Origin of the sequence: Aquabacterium sp. (assembly GCF_014378415.1) — a bacterium.
In the GTDB taxonomy this organism is placed as follows: domain Bacteria; phylum Pseudomonadota; class Gammaproteobacteria; order Burkholderiales; family Burkholderiaceae_C; genus Aquabacterium.
In genome coordinates this window covers 1-19,314 of record NZ_JACMNS010000174.1, presented here as the reverse complement: position 1 = coordinate 19,314, position 19,314 = coordinate 1, and the positions used below count along the sequence as shown (strand labels likewise).

16 protein-coding genes and 3 pseudogenes are annotated in these 19,314 nt (G+C 57.2%); 14 read left to right on the top strand and 5 right to left on the bottom strand.

The genetic code is table 11. The features are described 5' to 3' along the window. Window positions 1-111: 111 nt before the first annotated feature. Window positions 112-699: a DNA-binding protein gene (locus H7225_RS15535; protein ID WP_290663437.1), complete on the bottom strand. Its 588-nt coding sequence runs from the start codon at window positions 697-699 to the stop codon at window positions 112-114. A 353-nt stretch (window positions 700-1,052) separates the two neighbouring features. On the opposite strand from H7225_RS15535, the pseudogene H7225_RS15530 reads away from it, so the two are divergent. Next, window positions 1,053-1,250: pseudogene (locus H7225_RS15530) on the top strand (tyrosine-type recombinase/integrase); the annotation flags it as partial. 66 nt (window positions 1,251-1,316) lie between these two features. Here H7225_RS15530 and H7225_RS15525 read toward each other — a convergent pair. The 4 genes and pseudogenes from H7225_RS15525 to H7225_RS15510 form a co-directional block, all read right to left on the bottom strand. Beyond that, a pseudogene (locus H7225_RS15525) lies at window positions 1,317-1,424 on the bottom strand (transposase); the annotation flags it as partial. A 107-nt stretch (window positions 1,425-1,531) separates the two neighbouring features. Continuing rightward, entirely contained in the window at window positions 1,532-1,942 is a 411-nt protein-coding gene (locus H7225_RS15520; RefSeq protein ID WP_290663435.1) for an Imm1 family immunity protein, read from the bottom strand. Between the two features lie 11 nt (window positions 1,943-1,953). Next, window positions 1,954-5,580, bottom strand: coding sequence for an RHS repeat-associated core domain-containing protein (locus tag H7225_RS15515; RefSeq protein ID WP_290663433.1), 3,627 nt, complete (start codon window positions 5,578-5,580; stop codon window positions 1,954-1,956). Between the two features lie 32 nt (window positions 5,581-5,612). Further along, window positions 5,613-8,672 (bottom strand): FG-GAP-like repeat-containing protein, encoded by a 3,060-nt coding sequence (locus H7225_RS15510; protein WP_290663431.1) that lies wholly within the window; start codon window positions 8,670-8,672, stop codon window positions 5,613-5,615. A 185-nt stretch (window positions 8,673-8,857) separates the two neighbouring features. Between H7225_RS15510 and gspG the strand changes: the two genes are divergently transcribed. The 13 genes and pseudogenes from gspG to H7225_RS15445 form a co-directional block, all read left to right on the top strand. Then, the gene (gspG, locus tag H7225_RS15505; protein WP_290663429.1) at window positions 8,858-9,298 is read left to right on the top strand and encodes a type II secretion system major pseudopilin GspG; all 441 of its coding nucleotides are present in this window, start codon (window positions 8,858-8,860) and stop codon (window positions 9,296-9,298) included. A 9-nt stretch (window positions 9,299-9,307) separates the two neighbouring features. Then, window positions 9,308-10,510 carry a type II secretion system F family protein gene (locus H7225_RS15500; RefSeq protein WP_290663427.1) on the top strand — a complete coding sequence of 401 codons (1,203 nt, stop codon included), beginning with the start codon at window positions 9,308-9,310 and terminating at the stop codon, window positions 10,508-10,510. A gap of 10 nt (window positions 10,511-10,520) precedes the next feature. Then, the gene (locus H7225_RS15495; protein ID WP_290663425.1) at window positions 10,521-12,200 is read left to right on the top strand and encodes a GspE/PulE family protein; all 1,680 of its coding nucleotides are present in this window, start codon (window positions 10,521-10,523) and stop codon (window positions 12,198-12,200) included. Next, on the top strand, window positions 12,187-13,020 hold the full coding sequence (locus H7225_RS15490; RefSeq protein WP_290663423.1) for a hypothetical protein: 834 nt from the start codon (window positions 12,187-12,189) through the stop codon (window positions 13,018-13,020). The genes H7225_RS15495 and H7225_RS15490 overlap by 14 nt, the downstream gene beginning before the upstream one ends. A 56-nt stretch (window positions 13,021-13,076) precedes the next feature. Then, complete coding sequence (locus tag H7225_RS15485; RefSeq protein WP_290663421.1) at window positions 13,077-13,553, top strand: hypothetical protein; 477 nt, start codon at window positions 13,077-13,079, stop codon at window positions 13,551-13,553. Window positions 13,554-13,681: 128 nt separating this feature from the next. After that, window positions 13,682-14,149, top strand: a complete 468-nt coding sequence (locus H7225_RS15480; RefSeq protein ID WP_290663419.1) for a hypothetical protein — start codon at window positions 13,682-13,684, stop codon at window positions 14,147-14,149. Window positions 14,150-14,340: 191 nt separating this feature from the next. Next, the gene (locus tag H7225_RS15475) at window positions 14,341-14,721 is read left to right on the top strand and encodes a hypothetical protein (protein WP_290663417.1); all 381 of its coding nucleotides are present in this window, start codon (window positions 14,341-14,343) and stop codon (window positions 14,719-14,721) included. A gap of 41 nt (window positions 14,722-14,762) precedes the next feature. Then, complete coding sequence (locus tag H7225_RS15470) at window positions 14,763-16,835, top strand: secretin and TonB N-terminal domain-containing protein (RefSeq protein WP_290663415.1); 2,073 nt, start codon at window positions 14,763-14,765, stop codon at window positions 16,833-16,835. Window positions 16,836-16,842: 7 nt separating this feature from the next. Beyond that, a complete protein-coding gene (locus H7225_RS15465; RefSeq protein ID WP_290663413.1) occupies window positions 16,843-17,343 on the top strand; it encodes a type II secretion system protein in 501 nt (166 codons plus the stop codon). Further along, window positions 17,337-17,738 carry a prepilin-type N-terminal cleavage/methylation domain-containing protein gene (locus H7225_RS15460; RefSeq protein WP_366481626.1) on the top strand — a complete coding sequence of 134 codons (402 nt, stop codon included), beginning with the start codon at window positions 17,337-17,339 and terminating at the stop codon, window positions 17,736-17,738. Before H7225_RS15465 ends, H7225_RS15460 begins: the two co-directional genes overlap by 7 nt. Continuing rightward, window positions 17,710-18,195: a type II secretion system protein gene (locus tag H7225_RS15455; protein WP_290663409.1), complete on the top strand. Its 486-nt coding sequence runs from the start codon at window positions 17,710-17,712 to the stop codon at window positions 18,193-18,195. The genes H7225_RS15460 and H7225_RS15455 overlap by 29 nt, the downstream gene beginning before the upstream one ends. Window positions 18,196-18,364: 169 nt before the next feature. Continuing rightward, entirely contained in the window at window positions 18,365-18,628 is a 264-nt protein-coding gene (locus H7225_RS15450) for a cold shock domain-containing protein (RefSeq protein ID WP_290663439.1), read from the top strand. Between the two features lie 239 nt (window positions 18,629-18,867). Next, a pseudogene (locus H7225_RS15445) lies at window positions 18,868-19,188 on the top strand (Tn3 family resolvase); the annotation flags it as partial. Window positions 19,189-19,314 lie beyond the last annotated feature (126 nt).

The following is a 19,314-nucleotide window of genomic DNA, read 5'->3' as shown; positions in this document are numbered from 1 at the left end:
GTCGCCGACGTCAATCACTCAAGCCAAACGACAAACACACCGAGGAGCCAGCCCCATGACTTCCTAAGAAACGACATTCATCCCCGTCAAACCGGCCAAGATGATTGTCGTTTAACCGGCCAAGATGATTGACGCTATCCACCGGAAATGCTCCAGCGCATCGCGCGCATGCTGGTGCTTCTCTTCAAGAGACTGCCGGTTGCGCTCTTCGGCGGCGACACGATCTTGCAGATCTTTCACCTGCTGGGTCAGTTGAGCCAACTCAATGGCCTGCGCGCGAATGGTTGCGGTAGCCTGGTCGTTCTTCGAGCGTTCATCAGCCAGCGTGAGTTCGTGGCGCTCCAATTGGGCGCGAAAGCCATCGCGCTCCTGAGTCATTGCAGTCAAGGCCTGCGCGCGCACCTGCGATTGCGCGGCATGCTTAGTTTCCGCCTCACAGACACGGACATCCGCCTCTTCTTGCAAGCGGCTGGCCAGGCTTGCCACCAGATCTTGAAGCGCCTCACTGACACCAACCTTGGTACCACTGGCGCCACCTTCATCCTCCTCGATTTCCTTCAGGTACCGGTGGATCGTGCCTTTGGAGCCGGTGTTACCCAGTTCAGTACGGATGGCGTCAATCGAGGGATAACGACCGAGGGCACGCAATTTGTCGCGTGCCCGGAGGACTTCTGACTTGTAGATACCAGCTCGGGCCATGGTCCGCACCTTATTTCATACCACGTTACGTACCATGATATTACGTACTATCAAGAGGCGCAAGTTAGGCATGGATGCACCATTGCTAACAATTGATAATGGTAGATTATCCAGTTTGATGATGCCAAACTGCTTCCGATTTAACTTCTGGAGCAGACGGCCTGGGTGATGATGATCTGAAGAAGCTGTGGGGGCGACGCTGCCTGCCAACATTGAGCAGAAAGCGCCCACTCTGACGGTGGGTGTTTCGCTTCTCCAGCCGCCCAGACGCCCACCGAAAGCAAGCCGTTGATCTTGCTTGCCGAGCATCGGCCCAGAAAGAAATTGCCCGCCGCGCCATCCACGAAATCGTCATGGGTGTCATGCGGGAGTCCCATCGCCTGCGCGCCAAAGGAGCAGAGTGGGCGTCGGCGGCAGACCAGATTGAGGCCGCGTCCACGCACTTGTTGGGACTCACTGCTGGCACGCACATGACCGATTCCGGGATGGACGTCAAAGCCGTGCGGGATAACTTCGGACACGCCACCATCAGCAGCACCAGCATCTACATCCACAGCGAAGACGATGCACGTCACGATGCCACGAAGGGTAGCTCACAGGATCGAGTGGGGCTTTACGAACCGCCTCAGCGCCGTGCTGTCCAGCAGTGCATCATCACAGGCAACGTCGGCAAGATTGAACCAGTGCTGCACAAAGTACATGCGAAGCATGCGCTCCAACCCTATACCACTGGCTACCGGGCATGCAAGTCATACGCCACGTCGGGCCTTTATCAGCGTTGCCTTAAGCGGCTGCCCGATTTGGCCACGTGCCATAAAGGATCACGAAATCCTTAGGGCCCTTTTTCCCAATTCAATGAGGAGTCAAGCTCACCTGCCCTAAAAAACGTACGTGCTGCTTGGATCGCATGAGCTTTCGCAACCACTTGTCTGACCGGGAAATCTCCTTCTTGACCTCCGGCATTTAGCAAGACAAAGCCCGATTGATTTTCGTCTACATCAACGACAAGGTTCCAAAGTTGCTCGTCGGAGGCGGAGGCATACACGATGTACTGTCCTGCCCCACCTCCGATGGTTAAATACGCGCCATCCACACCATACAAGGACACAATGGTTCTAGTTTTTGCATCGAGTTTTTGAACAGCGCGCTCTATGTCTTCGGCGGTCGGCATTGAAGTTTCGTTTTCATCGCAAAATATGCCAGTCCAGCTGTCAGAAATCATGCGATTAACGTAAGAGATCATATCTATTGCTCCTAAGGTCGGATGATTTTTGTGCCTTGCGGAGTGATTACGGTAACTTCATTCAATCCGAGCTGACGAGCCATGCTTCGAACACCACCGTTTTGGCCACATGCTGCACACAAAGCTCGGTCAACATGGAGTGTTGCGTTACCGTCTCTGGCACCAGCATTCAGTGCTTGCTGGAAGACATCGGCTTCAGCATGCGTCCGCGTAATGGCGTTTACACCCATTGTTACAGGCTGGCCGTGGGCGTTAATTCCATAAAACACCTGCCCATTAACCTCAAGTCTCGCCAGTGTTCCTTCTCCAGCCTTCAATCCAAGACCAGCACGGAATTTTGCTAAATCTGCGAGACCATCAAACGCTTTCGCAGCCCTCAACTCCATACGGGCAGCAGTGCCTGTTGAACCTGCCGTCCCCAAGTCTAGCCCAATGGTGCCAATGGCCAGCAACATACCGGCGCCGTCGCCCTGCGATGCCGCCTTGCTGTAGTCATACAAGCCACCAACCACCGGGATCAAGGTGGGCAGGTCCCACTTGTATTCACCCAGCAAGGTGCCGAACTTGGCACCAGATGACAGCGACCTTGCGTCCCCTGGGAGAGACAACACGGAGCAGTCTCCAGAGAAGCAGGCCATTGCGTCGTTGATGAACCCGAGCAGGCCACCCTTGCCAAGAACAGGACTTGTGGTGGTGGCGGTCGATCCGTCAGGCCCCAATGCCTGAGATGAAGGCTTGAGTGGGACGAGGGCTACGCCAGAAGGTGGCCTATATCCCGCTCCGCTCCCTCCGTAGCCGCCTCGGCCGTAGTTTTTCGAGGCATCCCGGTTCAATTGCGTAAGATAACCAGAATAATCAAACCCATTGCTGCCCCCGCCACCTCCGCGAGTGCCATAAACATACGTCGTCTCCAGCTGATAGCCTGACGGATCAGTTCCAGCCAGCGGGTTATTCCAAACATACGCATAGCGGTTGTAGCTCTGCATATTGCCCGGCGCCTGCACGATCGGGTCGGCGCTCAGGAAGCGGCCAATGGCCGGGTCGTACAGCCGCCCATTCATGTTGACCAGGCCCACGTCTTCCATCATCTCGTGGCCAGTGAAGCCTCGGCGGGTGGTCGTGCCCTTCAAGGTGGCCAGCAAGTCCGTGCCGCCATCCACTTTGCGCCGTTTGCCAAATGGCTCATAGCTCAACCGTTCGGTCACCGCACCAACCTCGTCGGTGACCACCACCGTGGAGCCCAACAGGTCCTTGTGCCAATACTGCGTGGTCCAGGCATTGGTGGCCGTGTTCAGCGTCAACACACCAATGGTGGTGCCGCCCGCGCTGAGGTAGTGCTTCTTTTTGGTACCGGCTGGGGAGCTTTCTTCTTCGTAGAACAGACCCGCCCCAGCCCCCGGGTTCAAGTACACCGTGGTCCGCAGCACGCCACTTTGGTTGTACGTTTCCTTGACCCGCTCTCCCTCAGCGTCATACAGATAGGCCAAACTGCCATTTGCCTGGATGATGTTTTGCACCTTGTTGAAGCTGGTCCAAGCCATCGTCCGACCGGTCGATACCCTTGTCAGGTTACCGTTGGCGTCGTAAAGATAACTTGGGCTTGAGGCGCCATTCACCGTGCCCACCAGGCTGCTGATGGCATGTGGCCGCACACTGGATGGGCCGCTGACGGTGTAGGCATAGCTGCCGATGTCAGAGCGGTTGGTGACATTGCCGATGTCGTTGTAGTACCAGGTGATGGTTTGAGCAGGAGCCACCGCCGTGCCCAGGCGGGTCTCCGTTTTCAGCCTGTTCAAACTATCGTACGTGTATGAGGCGCTGGCACCTGCTGCTGTGTCGCTGCTGGTTTTCAGGTTGCCCAGCGTATCGTAGTCATAGTCTACGTTTTGCACCGCGTAAGTGGTGCTGCCACTGGCGCCAGCCTTGGTGGCCTTGAGCCGCCCGGTCTTGGGATCAATCGTGTTGACCGTGGTGATCAGGTTGCCGGTGGTCTGCTGGGTCAAGTGCCCTTCTGCATCCATGGCATCGGCTTTCCAATACACGCTGGAGGGCGTATCCGCATTGATGACTTGCTTGAGGTAGCCCAACGGCGTGTACACATTCTTGAGCTTCAGGCTGCTGCCTGGGTAGGTCAAGGTCTCCACCCGCCCATCAGCGTTGTAGCTCAGGCCAGCCGTGAAGTTGCTGCCAATGGTGCTGGTGGTGGTGACAGGTCGGCCATACAGGTCATAGCCGTGCTTGCGCACGTAGCCGTTGTTGCTCACCACCTCGCATGTCCTGCCAATACCTTTGTCGCAAGCGCTCCCATCTTTGTACTTGTCGTGGTACCAATTGGAGGTCAAGCTGGGCTCGACCTTGGTGATCAGGCGGCCCAGCAAGTCGTAGGTCATCGTGGTGATTTGGGCCTTCGCGTCCTTTTGCTTGACCAACTCGCCCAGAGCGTTGTAGTCGTAGAACCATGAACCCAGGTCCGGGTCCTTCATATTGGTTTGACGGCCTTTGTTGTCGTATTCCAGCTTGACCACATTGCCCATGGCATCGGTGGTCGTCAGCAAGTTGCCATGCGGGTCCCAGGTCTTACTCAGCGTCTTGCCGTAGGCGTCCTTCACAGTGACCACCTGCCCCGCCGCATTGCGCGTCTCGGTGCTGTCCTGGTTCTTGTCGTTGGTGACGGTGGTGACAAGGCCAGCGTAAGTGACCTTGGTCTTGCTGGCGTCGGGCTGGGTTTCCAGGATGACCCGGCCCATCAGGTCGTAGTCCTTCTTGGTCCAGTAGGCTGCGGCGCCAGCGTAATAGGGCCGGCTTTGGCGGCTGATCTGGTTCAGCGTGTTGTACTCAGTGTCCTGGTAGATGTCGGCAGCCGCACCGCCGCCATCGTAGCCCTGGGTCTGCACGCGAATGGGCCGGGCCAGCGTGTCGTAGTAGATTTTGCTGTAGGCGCCATTGGCGCCGCCATGGGTCCTGGCCGTGAGGTCGATGGGGGCCTTGACGGGCGTGGCCGTGACCACGTACGTGCCCACGGCCCCGGCGATCGTCGGGCAGGTGGCGGGGCCTGCGGCGCTGGTGCAGTATTCGTATGCCCAGTGCGTGCCGTTGCCGTCTGAGCGCTTTTCCAGTATCTTGCGGCCCAGGTCGTCATAGGCCCAATACGTGGTCAAGCTGTTGGGGCTGGTCACACTGGTCGGCAGCCCGAAGCGGCCGTCGAAGGCTCTGCTCTCGCTTTGGCTCAAGGCATTGCTGCTGCCGGTGGCAAAGCGGCCGTCGCTGCTGAAGGTAGCCCCCACCGTGCGTTTGGTGAACAAGGCCAGGTCAGCGGCGGGCGGCGGTGCCGCTTCGCTGTTGGTGCCGGGCACACTGCCCGCGCTGCCGTCGCAATTGCGTGTGGTGGCGCCCTTGCGGTTGCCATAGCTGTCCAGCTCGTAGGTGGTGACCACGCACAGTTTGCTGTCGTCCGGCTCGACCACTTCCTTGTTGAGCTGGCCGCTGTCGGCATCGTATTCGTAGACCAGCGTGCGTGTCAGCGTGGCCGCATGGGCCTCTTGGACAGCTGCCATCCCTGCCATACCCGCCACCCCCAGGGCCAGGCTCAGCAAGGCGCTGACGGCGGACGGACTCTTCTTGATCTCAGGCCTGCGCATTTTTCATCTCTCCCGATTTTTTGTATGGCGCGTCAAGGAGCCGTGCTCACCACGCTGCTGCGCAGAAGCTGCCCCAACTGCCACTTGGCAGTATCGGCTGGCGCAAACGTGTTGGTGGTCGTCTTGCTGAAACCGGCGGAGCTGCCATCGGCATTCAAGACGTCCCGTTTGATGCTGGTGGGGTTGCCCCAGGCGTCCTGGACTTGCGTGGTGCTGCTGCGCGGCAAGGCCACGAAGGTGCCTGCCACTGTCGACGTGCCGCTGTAGTCCCATGCCTGCTCGTCAATCTGGCTGGCGTACATGGCATACCGGCTTTCGGCTGCAATGGTTAAAGCCGAGCAAGGCGCAACGCTGCCGGATGAACTGGTGGCCGAACACACATGCTGATAGGTCGTGCGCTTGATGAAGTCCGTCTTGCCGCTGGGGGTGTCCCAATTGGCCTCGCTCGTGCTCAAGCCCGACCAGTCTGGCAAGCCGACATAGGGCCAGTCTTGCCGCCGGTAAGCACGGCTCACCAACCCTGCGCCCACGTCCTTGGTTTGCATCCAGGCAAAACCCATGTAGCCACGGCCTGTTTGCCCTTGCTCCAGCAGCGCGCCGCCGTAGCTGTAGGCCATGTCGCGCCAAGCACCCGTGCCGGTCGACATACGGGCCTGGGTCACGATGGACTGCGCTGGCGTGACGCTGCTCTTGGGCCAGACTAGCCCGGAGGCGGCTGTGTAGTTGGTGCCCAGCGATTGAGCAGGGGTGGAATAGCTCAGCTTGACCTGGGCGCCCAGGCCATCGGTGATGGTGGCTGCAACGTCGGGGATGGGGCCTTTGGCTGTGAACAGGTAGTAGCTGTTGCCGCCGACAACCAGGAAGTCGGTACGGCCATCACCATTGAAGTCACCGGAGACGACTTGCCAGGAATTTGTTGGTGCTGGCGAATTGTATGGCGCCTTTCCGAAGCTGCCGAAATTCAGAGCGTTGTCGAATGGAGCCACTACCTTGGTAAAGGTGCCGTCGCCTTTGCCATAATGAATATATAAATTTGTATTGTGAATATAGGCGAAGTCCCCAAGGTGATCGCCATTGAAATCGCCGCTGATCTGTATATTTGGCAAATATGGCACATTGTCCAAAATCAGAGGGCTGGAAATATTTTCGAATTTGAGGCCGGCATAATAACCAGAAATAGATCCGGTCCATGTGAGAATTGGAATTTGCCCAATTCCTTTATTCAAAGTCGATTTAATACCAGTGCTCGTACAAGGGGTACCAGCAATTCGCGGAGGGCAATTAAATTCGGCATTAAATATATCCGGCAAGCCGTCTGCATTTAAATCCAACTGCTTTAGATAAGCCGGATAACTGATTGTCGGGCCTGTACATATATTTGCGCTCGAGCAAGTTTGTCTTATGCTGACTCCAGCACCACTTCCAGCAAATTTAAACGAACCATCATCACTTCCGGCAACATAGGAAATGGTGCCGCTTGTATTTGAAAATGCAATATCAAGAATCCCATCAGAATCTGCGTCAAACGCATACGGATATAAATTGTTCCCATAAATACGACCCCCCCTGCTCGCATAAGTTCCTGCAAAGGTACCATCACCTTTGCTGACGAAGGTATATAGGCCTTCAAGAGACAATCCAAGCAATGAAAAATCGGAACGACCATCGCCATTCCAATCCCCAAGTAGAATAGAAAATTGGGGGTCACCATTGCCATTGATGCTGTCGAAATTCAATCCGATTGGAAATGTGTATGACGACTGAGGCGCAGCAAATGTGCCATCTCCATTGGCCAGCATCAGATAGTAATTATTCCCACCAATCTCCATGAAATCGGTCTTCCCATCCCCATTAAAGTCGCCAACGATGGACTGATGGGTAACAGGCGCGCCAAAATTCCACCCAAACGGAAACGTATAAGCCGTGCTGGTGAACCCACCATTGCCATTCGCCAAGAAAACAAAATACCGGGTGTCCGACAGCTCGATGAAATCGGTCCTGCCATCGCCGTTGAAATCACCCACCACCAACTGATAGGCCACCGGATTACCGAAGTTCCAATTCAAGGTGCCATTGGTGGCGTCAAACCCCGCGACATCCCCCTGCCAGGTGATATTGAGCGGCTTCACGCAGGTGGAACCCGACTTGGTGCCGCATTGGGTCACCGTCGTCAGCCTTGACCGGGAGGTGGCAGGGCTAGTGTCATACGCAAAACTGGTTTGCGCTGTTGCCGTGTCGCCCGCATCGGTGACCGTTCTGATCTTGGTCAGGCGCACAGTGCTCTTGATGAGGCTGTCGGCCTGGTACATGGGCACAATGTCCGGCCGGGCTTCGTAATCGAAGTACACCGTGTTCGGCGCTGCAACCGTGGCGCCCACAGTGTCGTTAGCTGTGTAGTCGATCCGGGCCGGATAGATCTGACCGTTGGCGTTGTCATTGGTGTACGTCACCTTCATGTAGTTGCCCTTGGTGTCCTGCACCTTCTTGAGCGCCCACACACGGATCACGCTTCTGCCTTGCGCGGCCAAGCCTGCGTCGGAGGCATTGCCGTCCCAGTTGCCGTACCACATGGTCAGGCCGGACTTGGTTTTGACAATGAAATAGGCAGGGCCGCCGTCGGGTGCCGTCCCTGCCGCGCCATAGGCCTTGATCTGAGAGAAGCTTTCGATCTCAGTCCGGTATTCGCTGGCGTTGGCGCCATGGCTGCCTGCGGTCAACATCAGGCGCTGGCCATCCAGGCAATACCGGTCATTCAGGTCATTGCCCACCCGGCCAAATGCGCCGTCCTGTGATTTGGTGCGAGGGCAGCGGCTGATGGCCGACAGGCCGCTCAGGTTCCAGCCGACACCGACGATGCCGTTGCCGCCCTGGCTGTTGTAGGTGAGTGTCAACCTGGGTTCCAGGTTGGCGATGCCAGGCGGCACCGCGATAGGGACGCTGTAGCTCGCGGCCCCGGTATCCGAGACGGCGAATTGGCCGGTGGTGGCCATCTGTGCATGGCCGCTGCTGATGCAGCCGATCAATGTCAAAGCTGCAAATGCTGCTTGAAGACAAGCCGCCAAACCGGGCAAATAGCCTCGAGCTGGATTCATTTCCACTCCCTTAATCTTTTATACGTCTCTTGTCAGGATCAAACTCAATCGTTTATGAAATGTACAACCGACAGAAGTCAATTCGTGCAGTTGACATCAGCCTGTCATGATCCATTTGGATCATTGGAGAAAGATTGGCCGACAAGCAGTCTTGGCACAATGTGCAAAAGAAGCAAGGGAGTCAAATGCAATCCATTCGCGGTACATCAATCAGTGGCGGCTTTACTTTGTTGGAGTTGCTGGTCGTCATGGTCATCATTGGCCTGCTTGCCAGCTATGTGGGCCCCCGTTTTTTCGAACAAGTAGGCAAGAGCGAAGTCAAAGCAACACGCGCCCAGATCGATGCCTTTGGCAAGGCACTGGACACCTACCGGCTTGATGTCGGCCACCACCCCACGACCGAGCAGGGGCTCAAAGCCTTGATGGACAAACCCGCCAACGAGGCGAAGTGGGGCGGCCCTTACCTGCAGAAGGATGTGCCCACTGACCCCTGGGGCCAGTCGTATCAATACAAGGCCCCAGGCGACAACAAGCGTGACTACGACATCGTCTCGTTTGGCAAAGATGGTCAGCGTGGTGGCGATGGCGAAGCCGCCGACATTGCGTCCTGGCAAACCGGGCGTTGAACTGAAACCATGCGCTTTCATCTGGACGTGGTTCAGGGCCGAGGCGCCCCACAAACGCTGGTGATGGATGCCACCAGCCTGGACGACGCCAAGCTGCGGCTGCAACAGCAGGGCTACACCATCCTATCGGCCAAAGCGCAAAGCGGCGCATTCATCAAATCCAACGTTGCTGTCAGGCCCAATGCCCGAGCCAATCGACGCGCTCTTGTGATCTTCATCGAACAACTGCATGCCTTGCTGCAGGCTGGGCTCAGCCTCATTGAAGCGTTGGAAACGCTGCGCAAAGGGGCAATGGGCCCGTGGGTAGAGATCATTGCCCAGGTGGACACACACCTGCGGCAAGGGCAGGCATTGTCCCAAGCGATGGAGCACCAATCATCGTGCTTTCCGCCGCTTCTGATTGCGATGGTCCGATCTGCGGAGGTGACCTCCGATCTGCCACAAGCATTGACCCGCTACTTGGAGCACGAGCGCCGCTCCGAGCAGGTCAGGCATCAGATCACCTCCGTCGCGCTTTACCCTGTTTTGCTGATGGGCGTGGGGGGCAGCGTGATGCTGTTTCTACTGCTGTACGTCATGCCCCGCTTTGCCCGAGTCTTTGAGAGCATGAACAACTTACCCTGGACAGCCAAGGCCATGGTAAGTTGGTCGCACCTGCTCAAAGCCCACGGCTTTGACCTTTTGCTTGGGGCGGCGGTGGTCGCGGCTGCTTTGTTCAGTGCGCTGGCTGTGCCCAAGTACCGCGCCAAGTTGCTCAATGGAATTTTGGGTGTCGGACCGCTGGCCAGACACTTGCGCATCTACTTTCTGGCGCGTTGGTACCGCACCATCGGCATGCTGGTTGAAGGCGGCATGCCCTTGCCTGAGTCACTCGGACTGGCCAATCAGGTGCTGCCTTTGGGCATGAGGCCCAGCGGGCTTGCCGTTGAACAGGCCATGCGCCAAGGACTGGCGCCATCGAATGCATTCATGCAAGTGAACATGGCCACCCCAGTGGCAGAGCAACTTCTGCGTGCGGGCGAACGCTCCGGCGACGTAGGAAACATGCTCAGACGCGCCGCCGAGTTCCATGAGAACGAGGTGGCCAAGTCATTGGACAAAGCCATGCGCGTCATCGAGCCCGTGGTCATGACCGTGATAGGCGTGGGGGTGGGTGTCGTGGTGGTGCTGATGTACCTGCCTATTTTTGAACTGGCCTCGGCCATCCAATGACGTATTCGGCATGACAGCACCCGCCTCATTTCTGCATCAAAACCTGCCAGACGCGATTCGCACGGTGTCTGTTGGCGGACGGCCAACGGATCTGCTGGCGAGTCTGCAAGATGACTTCTACACCAATGCCGAGTTGGTGGGCTGGCTGGGCAGGGAACTGAACCAGCGCGTTGTGCAGATGCTTGATTTGGCCAAGTGGACCGCCCAGTTTGAACTGCTGTCTTTTGTGGACAGCTCGCGCATGCGTTGCGCCTTAGCTTTGGATGAGAACGGCACTTTGCAGTTCGTGGTCACCGATCCCTTTGATCAAGATCGCCTGGCCTGGGCCCGCACCATCTTCGGCCCCCATGCGGTGGTCTTGGCGAGCAAAGATACCTTGGACGCCTGGCTATCTCATTGCGAAGCCCACATGAGTGCTTTGGGCACAATGACGGTGGCCAGCACCAATGGAGCCAGCCGTGGTACGGCAAAGGCCGAACAGTTGAGCTTGCTGCAGATCGGCGCAGACGAAAGCCCCGCCGTGCGCTTCGTCAATTCCACATTGTTCGACGCCTTGCGCACTGGATCCTCCGATGTGCACCTGGAGTGCGATCCCAACGGCTTGAGCGTCAAGTTCCGGATCGACGGGGTCCTCAGCCTGCAGCGGCACATCGACAGCATCGAGTTGGCCACTCAGTCCATCAGCCGCATCAAAGTGATGGCGCAGTTGGACATTGCCGAAAGACGCGTGCCGCAGGACGGCCGATTGCAGATCAATTTTGAAGGCCGCAGTATCGACATTCGCGTCTCCATCATGCCCAGCATCCATGGCGAAGACGCCGTGCTTCGCGTTCTGGATCGCCAGCATTTGGCCCAGAGCCTTGAAGGACTGACCCTGTCCAAGCTGGGTTTCAACCTAGAAGCCATCACCGCTTTGCAACGCTGGAGTTGCAAGTCGCATGGCATGATGCTGGTGACGGGGCCTACGGGATCGGGCAAGACCACCACCTTGTATGCCGCCATTGCAGAGACCCACAACCCCAGGGACAAGATCATCACCATCGAAGACCCCGTGGAGTACCAACTGCCCGGGGTATTGCAGATTCCAGTGAATGAACGCAAAGGCCTGACATTTGCAAGAGGGCTGCGTTCCATCCTGCGGCATGACCCGGACAAGATTCTCGTCGGGGAAATCCGCGACGCCGAAACAGCTCAAATCGCGATCCAGTCAGCGCTGACAGGACACTTGGTGTTCACCACGGTACATGCCAACAATGTGTTTGATGTGGTGGGTCGCTTTAGCCAATTTGACATCGACGTCTATACATTTGCATCGGCGATCAATGGCATCGTGGCACAGCGACTGCTGCGCAAAGTCTGCCTGCATTGCGCCGCCATCGCGGACCATGAATCCGATCTGCCAACGGCCGACGACCAGGAACAATTGACGGGGCCTGCTCACAATCATCGCTGGCTGAAAGCTCGCGGTTGCGAACATTGCCGAGGCTCGGGCTATTCAGGACGCTTTGCCTTGGGTGAGATTTTGGAAATGACACCGGCCATGAAAGGCCTGATCGCAGCTCGAACGCCATTGGACCAATTGCAACTGGAAGCACAGAAGAATGGTTGGATCAGTTTGCGAGGACTGGCCCTGAACGCTGCGGCGCAAGGGATGACATCGATCGAAGAGGTCAACCGTGTGGCGTCCTGAAGTGTGGTCCTTGCGGCAATTCAAACAGCAGTTGACTGGACAGTCGCCATATTTACTGCGACTGGGACAGGCTTTTATGCAGTTGTGGAGATTCAATGGCCATGGCTGGGTACAAATCGGCTGCCTGCCTGTACACCACCTGGGACATGACCAATACCAGGCCATTGCTGACTTGCTGCCCGGCCTTACCCAGGCACTGCCCTTGGGTGCAAGCGTCCAGGTGCTTGCCGATTCAAAATGGATGCCGGTCAGTTTGCTCAATACCGGCAAGGCCCCGCTGTCCAGGAATCAGGTTGATGTGCTTGCCAAGCACCGCTTTGCCCAGATCTTTGGCGAGTCAGCCAACCATTGGACCATCCAGACCTCCTATGTGGCGGGCGATGCGCAAGCCATGGCATTTGGCTGTCCGGCTGGTCTGCAAGCCTGTCTGCGTCAAAGCTTGGAGGCTCAGCAGCCAAATGGGCGAGGTAAGTATTGCTTCACGGGATTGGCTCCCACTTTGTCTTGGGCCTGGAACGAGGCATGGCGTGCTCACGTCGGTCAAGCAGGCTCCTGGCTGGTGTTGGCCGAACATGACCGTAGCATTCTGGTCTGGGCGTCCAAGGGCCAAGCCAGTGCTTTGCAACCGGCCGGGCCGATTCTGCTGAATCCTGCCCAGGTAAACCAGTTGCTTAAGACAGAGTCCCTGCGATGTGGTGTTGTAGAAGAAACGTGCGCGGTGCTGGGCACCTCGTTTGAAGACCTGCCATCCATGAAGCCACCACACATGCCAGAAGGATTTCAGTGGCGAGTATTTGAAGTCGTGGAATCGGCCACATGAGAGCCATGCGCATTGACTTTGTCAAACCGCCCAGCCAACCCAAGCTGGGCTGGCTCATGCTGATCGCCGGTCTGGTATTGATGGGGATGATGGTTAGGCAATACCTTGACCTTAAACACCGACAGGCGGCTTTGGTTCAAGCGCATCAGCAGCAGGTTCAGGCGCAGGCCGAAGAAGAACGCCAACGGCTCGCAATGCTGCCACCACCTGCGCCAGCCTACATGGACGACAAACGGTGGCGCCATGCTGCGAAAGAGTTGGCCTTGCCTTGGATCAGCACCCTTCGCGCCGTGGAGCACGCCACCAAGCCTCCAATCTTTCTGGTCGGATTCAAGTCTGATCCGGCAACCGGACGGCTGCAATTGGACGCTGAGGCGCCCAGTTTTGATGCGGCGTTGGATTTTGTCGTTGCTTTGCAAGCCTCACCCTCACTGGCTCAAACCCAAATCTTGTCTCACGAAGATGCCCCTGATCCTCAAGGCCGGCCATTGACGCGCTTTTCTTTGCAAACCCGGTGGGTCACTACGCCATGAATCCTGCCGCCATGCCCACAGTCAAACCTAATCAATGGCGGCCATTGACGCAGCTTGCTCGCATCGCCGTGGCGCGTCTATACCTGAGACTGGGCTGGCCGGGCTGTGTCGGAGCCGGATGTGCAGCGATGGCATTCTTGTCTTTGGGTTGGATCCATCAAGCCCATCAAACCTTGCGGCCATTGGCCATGCCGTCCAAGAACATGACGTTGACCGATCAGCCGGCCGCCCCTGCCCCCTTGACACCTGTGCTTCCTCGCTCAGAAGACGCTGTTCAAATCCTGCGCATGGTCGAAGGCCAAGCCAAAGCCAATGGCTTGGCGTGGCCACAAGCGGATTACCGCATCACACCGTTGAGTGATGAGGCGTTGGCAGCCCTGGAAATCCGCACGACGCTCAAGGGCCCTTACCCCAAGCTTCGTCAAATGATCGCCAGCGTGCTGGACAATCAACCTGCCTTGGCCTTGCGCGAGTTGACATTCACTCGCCCCAATGGCGATGCCATGGAAGTAGAAGCCAAAATCCGTTGGGCTGTGTTCCTCGCCGATGGTTGGCCGCCCGCAAACCACGGTGATCTGAACCGTGATCAGCCATGAGCCGCCAACGACTTGTTTTGTGGTTAGCTTTGCTGGCGCTGGTGTTGGGCGTTCGGTGGTGGGATCCCATGGGACACCAAACCACTACTGAAGCAGCATCAGCCCCCGTTGAGCGCACGAACAGCCCCGTTCTAGCCAGCAACCGTTCTCCCGAAGCGGCTTCGTCTGCAGCCACGGAAGGAGCTTGGCCAGTGCGTCCCCTTGCGAATGACGATGAAGCGGGCAACGCTTTCCTGGCACGTGGACAAGTCACCGCGCCTCCAATCAAGCAAGTGCCTGTTGTCGCGCCTGCGCCCGTGGCTTATGTGCCACCGCCACCGCCGCCAGCCGTAGAAGTGCCTCCCCCTCTGCAGATCATTGGCACTTGGGGTGAGGAGGCCAATCTCGCTGTCTTCTTGGCCGGACCACAAGGCACGGTGTTGGCTCGATCAGGTGACGTGATCTTGTCGGACTACCGAGTGCAAAGCATCACCAAACGGCAATTGACGCTTCAGCAAAACAGCAATCAACGCAGCTGGAATCTGGCCATACCCGAAGCACCTTCGACCTTGCAAACTTGGCCTGGCAAATGACACCCATCAATACCGCGACGTCACAACGCTGCAAGACACTCATGAGCATGCTTTCATTTTCCTGGCATGGTCGCCCATTCATGCCGATGGCCAAGGCGAGTTTGACAACCCTGGCATTGCTGTATTTGACCAGTTGCGCCAGCTACCGCACCTTCCACGATGGGCAGTCAGATATCAACGAAGGCCACGTAGTGGATGGCCTGAACAAGATCAGGCTGGCCTCTGAACTCAGCCCTGAGAACTCCGAATACCGGCGGTCTTACCTGACCCAGCGTGACGCCATCGTCAACCGGTGGATTCGCCAAGCTGAGCTGAACGCCGCCAGCAATAATTTTGACCAGGCGAAAGACGCCTACAACCAGGTCCTCCTCATGCAGGCTGACAACAGCCGAGCACTGGCGGGGCTGAACAACATCGAAGCCGCTCAACGGTATTCCAAATTGATGGATGCTGCCGCGGCCATGGCTGAACGCGACGATCTGGACGGGGCCCTTGGCAAAGTCCGTCAAGTCCTGTCAGAAAGCCCAACGAACCGGCGCGCTTCGACCATGGTCAAGCGTCTGTTGCGGCAGCAGGCAGAGGCCACGGGCAAGGAGATGGGCATCTACCCGCAACTGAAGACGACTTACCGCACGCCCGTGTCCATGAGTTTCACCAACGCCAACTTGCGTCAGGTGTTTGAGTCCTTGAAGCTGGCCTCTGGACTGAACTATTTGTTCGACAAGGACGTGCCCACTGATGGCCGTGTGACCATGTCGTTCACCGACAAGCCAGTGGAAGATGTGCTGCGCCTGATCCTGGCCACCAACCAGTTGACCTACCGGATCCTGGACGGCGACACCTTGCTGATCTACCCGAACACGGCCGGTAAGTCTGCAGATTATCGCGAGATGGTGGTGCGGTCTTTCTACCTGAGCAATGCGGACGTCAACAAGACCGCGGCCATGATCAGAGGCATTACCAAGGCCAAGGATGTCTTCGTGGATGACCGGCTGAACCTCATCGTGATCAGAGACTCTGCCGAGATCATCAGGTTGTCGGAAAAACTCGTCGCTGCGGCCGACATGGTGGAGCCCGAAGTCATGTTGGAGTTGGAGGTGATGGAGGTCAATGTCAACCGACTCCAACAGATTGGCATCCATTGGCCTGATTCCCTTTCAGCGTCCATCAGCGGGGCGGGTGGGCCAGGAGAACTCACATTGGATGAAGCTCGTCATCGCAAGGGTCTGGTTACCTTCAATTTTTCGAACCCCGTGATCTCTGCACAGTTGCGCAATCAAAAAGGTGATTCCAATGTTTTGGCCAATCCTCGGGTGCGCGTGCGCAACCGTCAAAGCGCCAAGATCCTGATCGGCGACAAGCTGCCAGTGATCACTGTGACCAATACGGCGAACGTGGGCACATCCGAATCGGTCAGTTACTTGGACGTGGGCTTAAAGCTGGACATTGAACCGACCATATCGCTGGATGATGATGTATCCATGAAGGTCAGCCTTGAGGTTTCCAACATTGTCGACACCATCACCCGAAGCAGTGGCACACAGACTTACAGGCTAGGTACCCGCAATACTTCGACAGTCTTGCGCGTGCATGATGGAGAAACAAATGTCCTGGCGGGTCTGATTCAAAAGGAAGACCGAAGGTCCAATACCGGCATTCCAGTTTTGAACGAATTGCCGGTGCTAAGCAAGCTGTTTGGTGCGTCGTCAGATTCCGACTCCAAGACAGAGATCGTCCTGCTGATCACGCCCCACATCATCCGCAATCTTGACGTGCCGGGCGTGGGCTTGCAGGAGTTTCCTTCTGGCACAGAGAACGCCATCGGCGCGGCGCCTATTCAGCTCGGAACGAGCAGGGCAAAGATGGACAAGCCCCGGGTAGATGGAAACGGCATCACGCCACAGCCACCAGCAATGGCGCCCCCGGCAATACCACCGGCACCTCAGCCAGAGGTGCCTTTACCTCAAACAACCCCGCCGACAACAGCCGTTGCGCCTGCGACAACGCCAGAAAACCCAGTGGTGCAACCAGAGCCAGAGCCGGTACGACCACCGTCTCGTCGCCGCCTGCCCAATGGAACACCGTCTCCACCGCCGACCTTGCTCAAGCCCTGATGTGATCATGAGGAAGTGTTGTAGCCATCCAGGGCCATTGATCCTCAATGGGTTCAGCCTCATTGAGCTGCTGGTCGTGGTCGCCATGGTGTCGGTGTTGGCGTCCATTGGCTTGCCTCTGGCTGAGTTGGCCCACAAGCGCACGCAGGAAGAAGAACTCCGTCAGGCCTTGCGCGAAATTCGCAGCGCGCTGGATGCCTACAAGAAAGCCACGGATTTGGGCCACATCGTCAGACAGGTCGATGCCAGCGGCTACCCATCCAACTTGGATGTCTTGACGGCAGGCGTGACCGACGCTCAATCTCCCAGAGGAAGCAAGTTATTCTTTCTTCGGCGGTTGCCGCGAGATCCCTTTGCATCGGAGGAGCTTGGAAATGCAGCCGAAACATGGGGCTGGCGCAGCTACGAAAGCACGGCAGAAGATCCAAAACCAGGCAAGGATGTGTACGACATCTATTCCAAATCCAGTGGGGTGGGCATGAACGGTGTGCCCTACAGAAAATGGTGAGCATGCCGATCCGGCAAAGCTATTCGCGGCGAGGTGGATTCACCTTGATCGAGTTGCTGGTGGTGTTGACCATCATGGCCACGCTTTTGTCCATCGTGGCTCCACGCTACTCGCAGTCAGTTGGGCGTGCCAAAGAAGCCACCTTGAAAACGAATCTTCGGATACTGCGCGAGTCGATCGACAAATACCGCGCTGACACCGGCAAGCTACCGGACTCTTTGGGCCGGCTGGTCGAGGCCAGGTACATCCAGGCGGTGCCGGTGGACCCCATCACCGATCAGGACAATAGCTGGTTGTTGGCCCCGCATCCGGACGGCATTACGCCAGGCATCTATGACGTCCACAGTTCTGCGGAAGGAGTTGGCCGTGATGGCAAGCCATTCAATCAATGGTGAGCACATGGGGGCCAAGGAACTGAGTGGCCAAAGTGGCTTCACCTACATCGGTGTGTTGATAGCCGTGGCCCTCATGGGCATCGGATTGCTGGCGATCTCGGAGGTATGGACCACCACCGCCCGACGTCAAAAAATGGCCCAACTCGATTGGATCGGCGAACAGTATGTTCAGGCCATTGAAAGCTATTACTACGCCAACACGGGGTCAGTCCATTTCTACCCAGACAAGTTGGACGACCTGGTGGAGGACAAGCGGTACCTTTCCATCAAACGCCACATCAGGACGCTGTATGCCAACCCTTTCACCAACACGGCGGACTGGAAAATCATCCCGTCTGCGCAAGGTGGCATACAGGGGATCGAGTACAAGCGAGTCGATTCGGACTACCTTGTGTGCAGGCAGTTTGTTTTTGTTCCGAGGAATGAGGTTGGCCGCCAACCGCTGGGCGATCATTGATTGCCCAGGTCAATCGATCAAGACCGTGCTGGATATCCGCACCTGTAGCAGCTCGGCTGGTTTTGTTCTCGCTGGATGCCGATGCCATGGGCAGATTTTTGCAATGCCGACCAGACCATCCGAATTGCTGGCAAACTTGGTGGACAAACAAATCAATCGGGAGAGGGGCATGGCAATCGGACGGGTCAAATGGTTCAACGATGCGAAGGGCTACGGGTTCATCACAGCACCGGCCGTTGAAGGCGATGTGTTCGTGCATTTCTCCGCCATCGACATGGAGGGCTTCAGAACCTTGAAGGAAAACTCAGAGGTGGAGTTCGAGTTGGCGCCCTCGGACAAGGGGCTCTTGGCCCAGCAGGTCCGCCCGCAGCCAGAAAATTGCCCTGCGTTTGTTGCACTCGTGGTCGATGCAACTGAGCGGGTCAATGCATAAAAAGGCTCGCTGGCCAGGTCGTGACCAGCGAGCGAAGACGCATCGCTTTTGTCACGGCGCGCCACCGGCTCAGGGAGGAAAAGCCGGGCCACGGGTACGACCCTATGGCGCGCGAATGATAGCTGATCGACTTGAATCCGACTGCTGATCGGCGAGGCGTGGGCATTGTTGGGGGTGTATTTCTTCGCGGCTACCCTGGTATAAGAATTGAAATCACACACCCAGCCAAGATAAAGCCAATGAGCGTTTTGGACCAATACCTTGATGCCGCCGAGCGCCCGAATACGAGGCTCAGCTACGCCTCGGCGCTGCGACACTTTGAGCAGGAGTGGAAAGGCCTGCTGCCCTCAACAAGCGATGCGGTGGCGCGCTATCTGGCCGATCACGCCAACAACCTGTCGATCAACACCTTGCGGCAACGTCTTGCGGCTTTGTCCAGATGGCACGCAGACCAGGGCTTTGCCGACCCCACCAAGTCGCCATTGGTGCGCCAGGTACTCAAAGGCATTCGAACCATCCATCCAGCACAGGAAAAACGTGCCCGCCCCTTGGAGTTGGATGACCTGCTAGTTAGCGACAATCATCTTGTCCGGTTGAACGACAACCATGATGGCCGGTGGTGAGGAGTCGAAGGTGGCGTAGCCGCCGTAGACGACGAGCCACCGGCTGAGGTGGTTTGGTGGGGT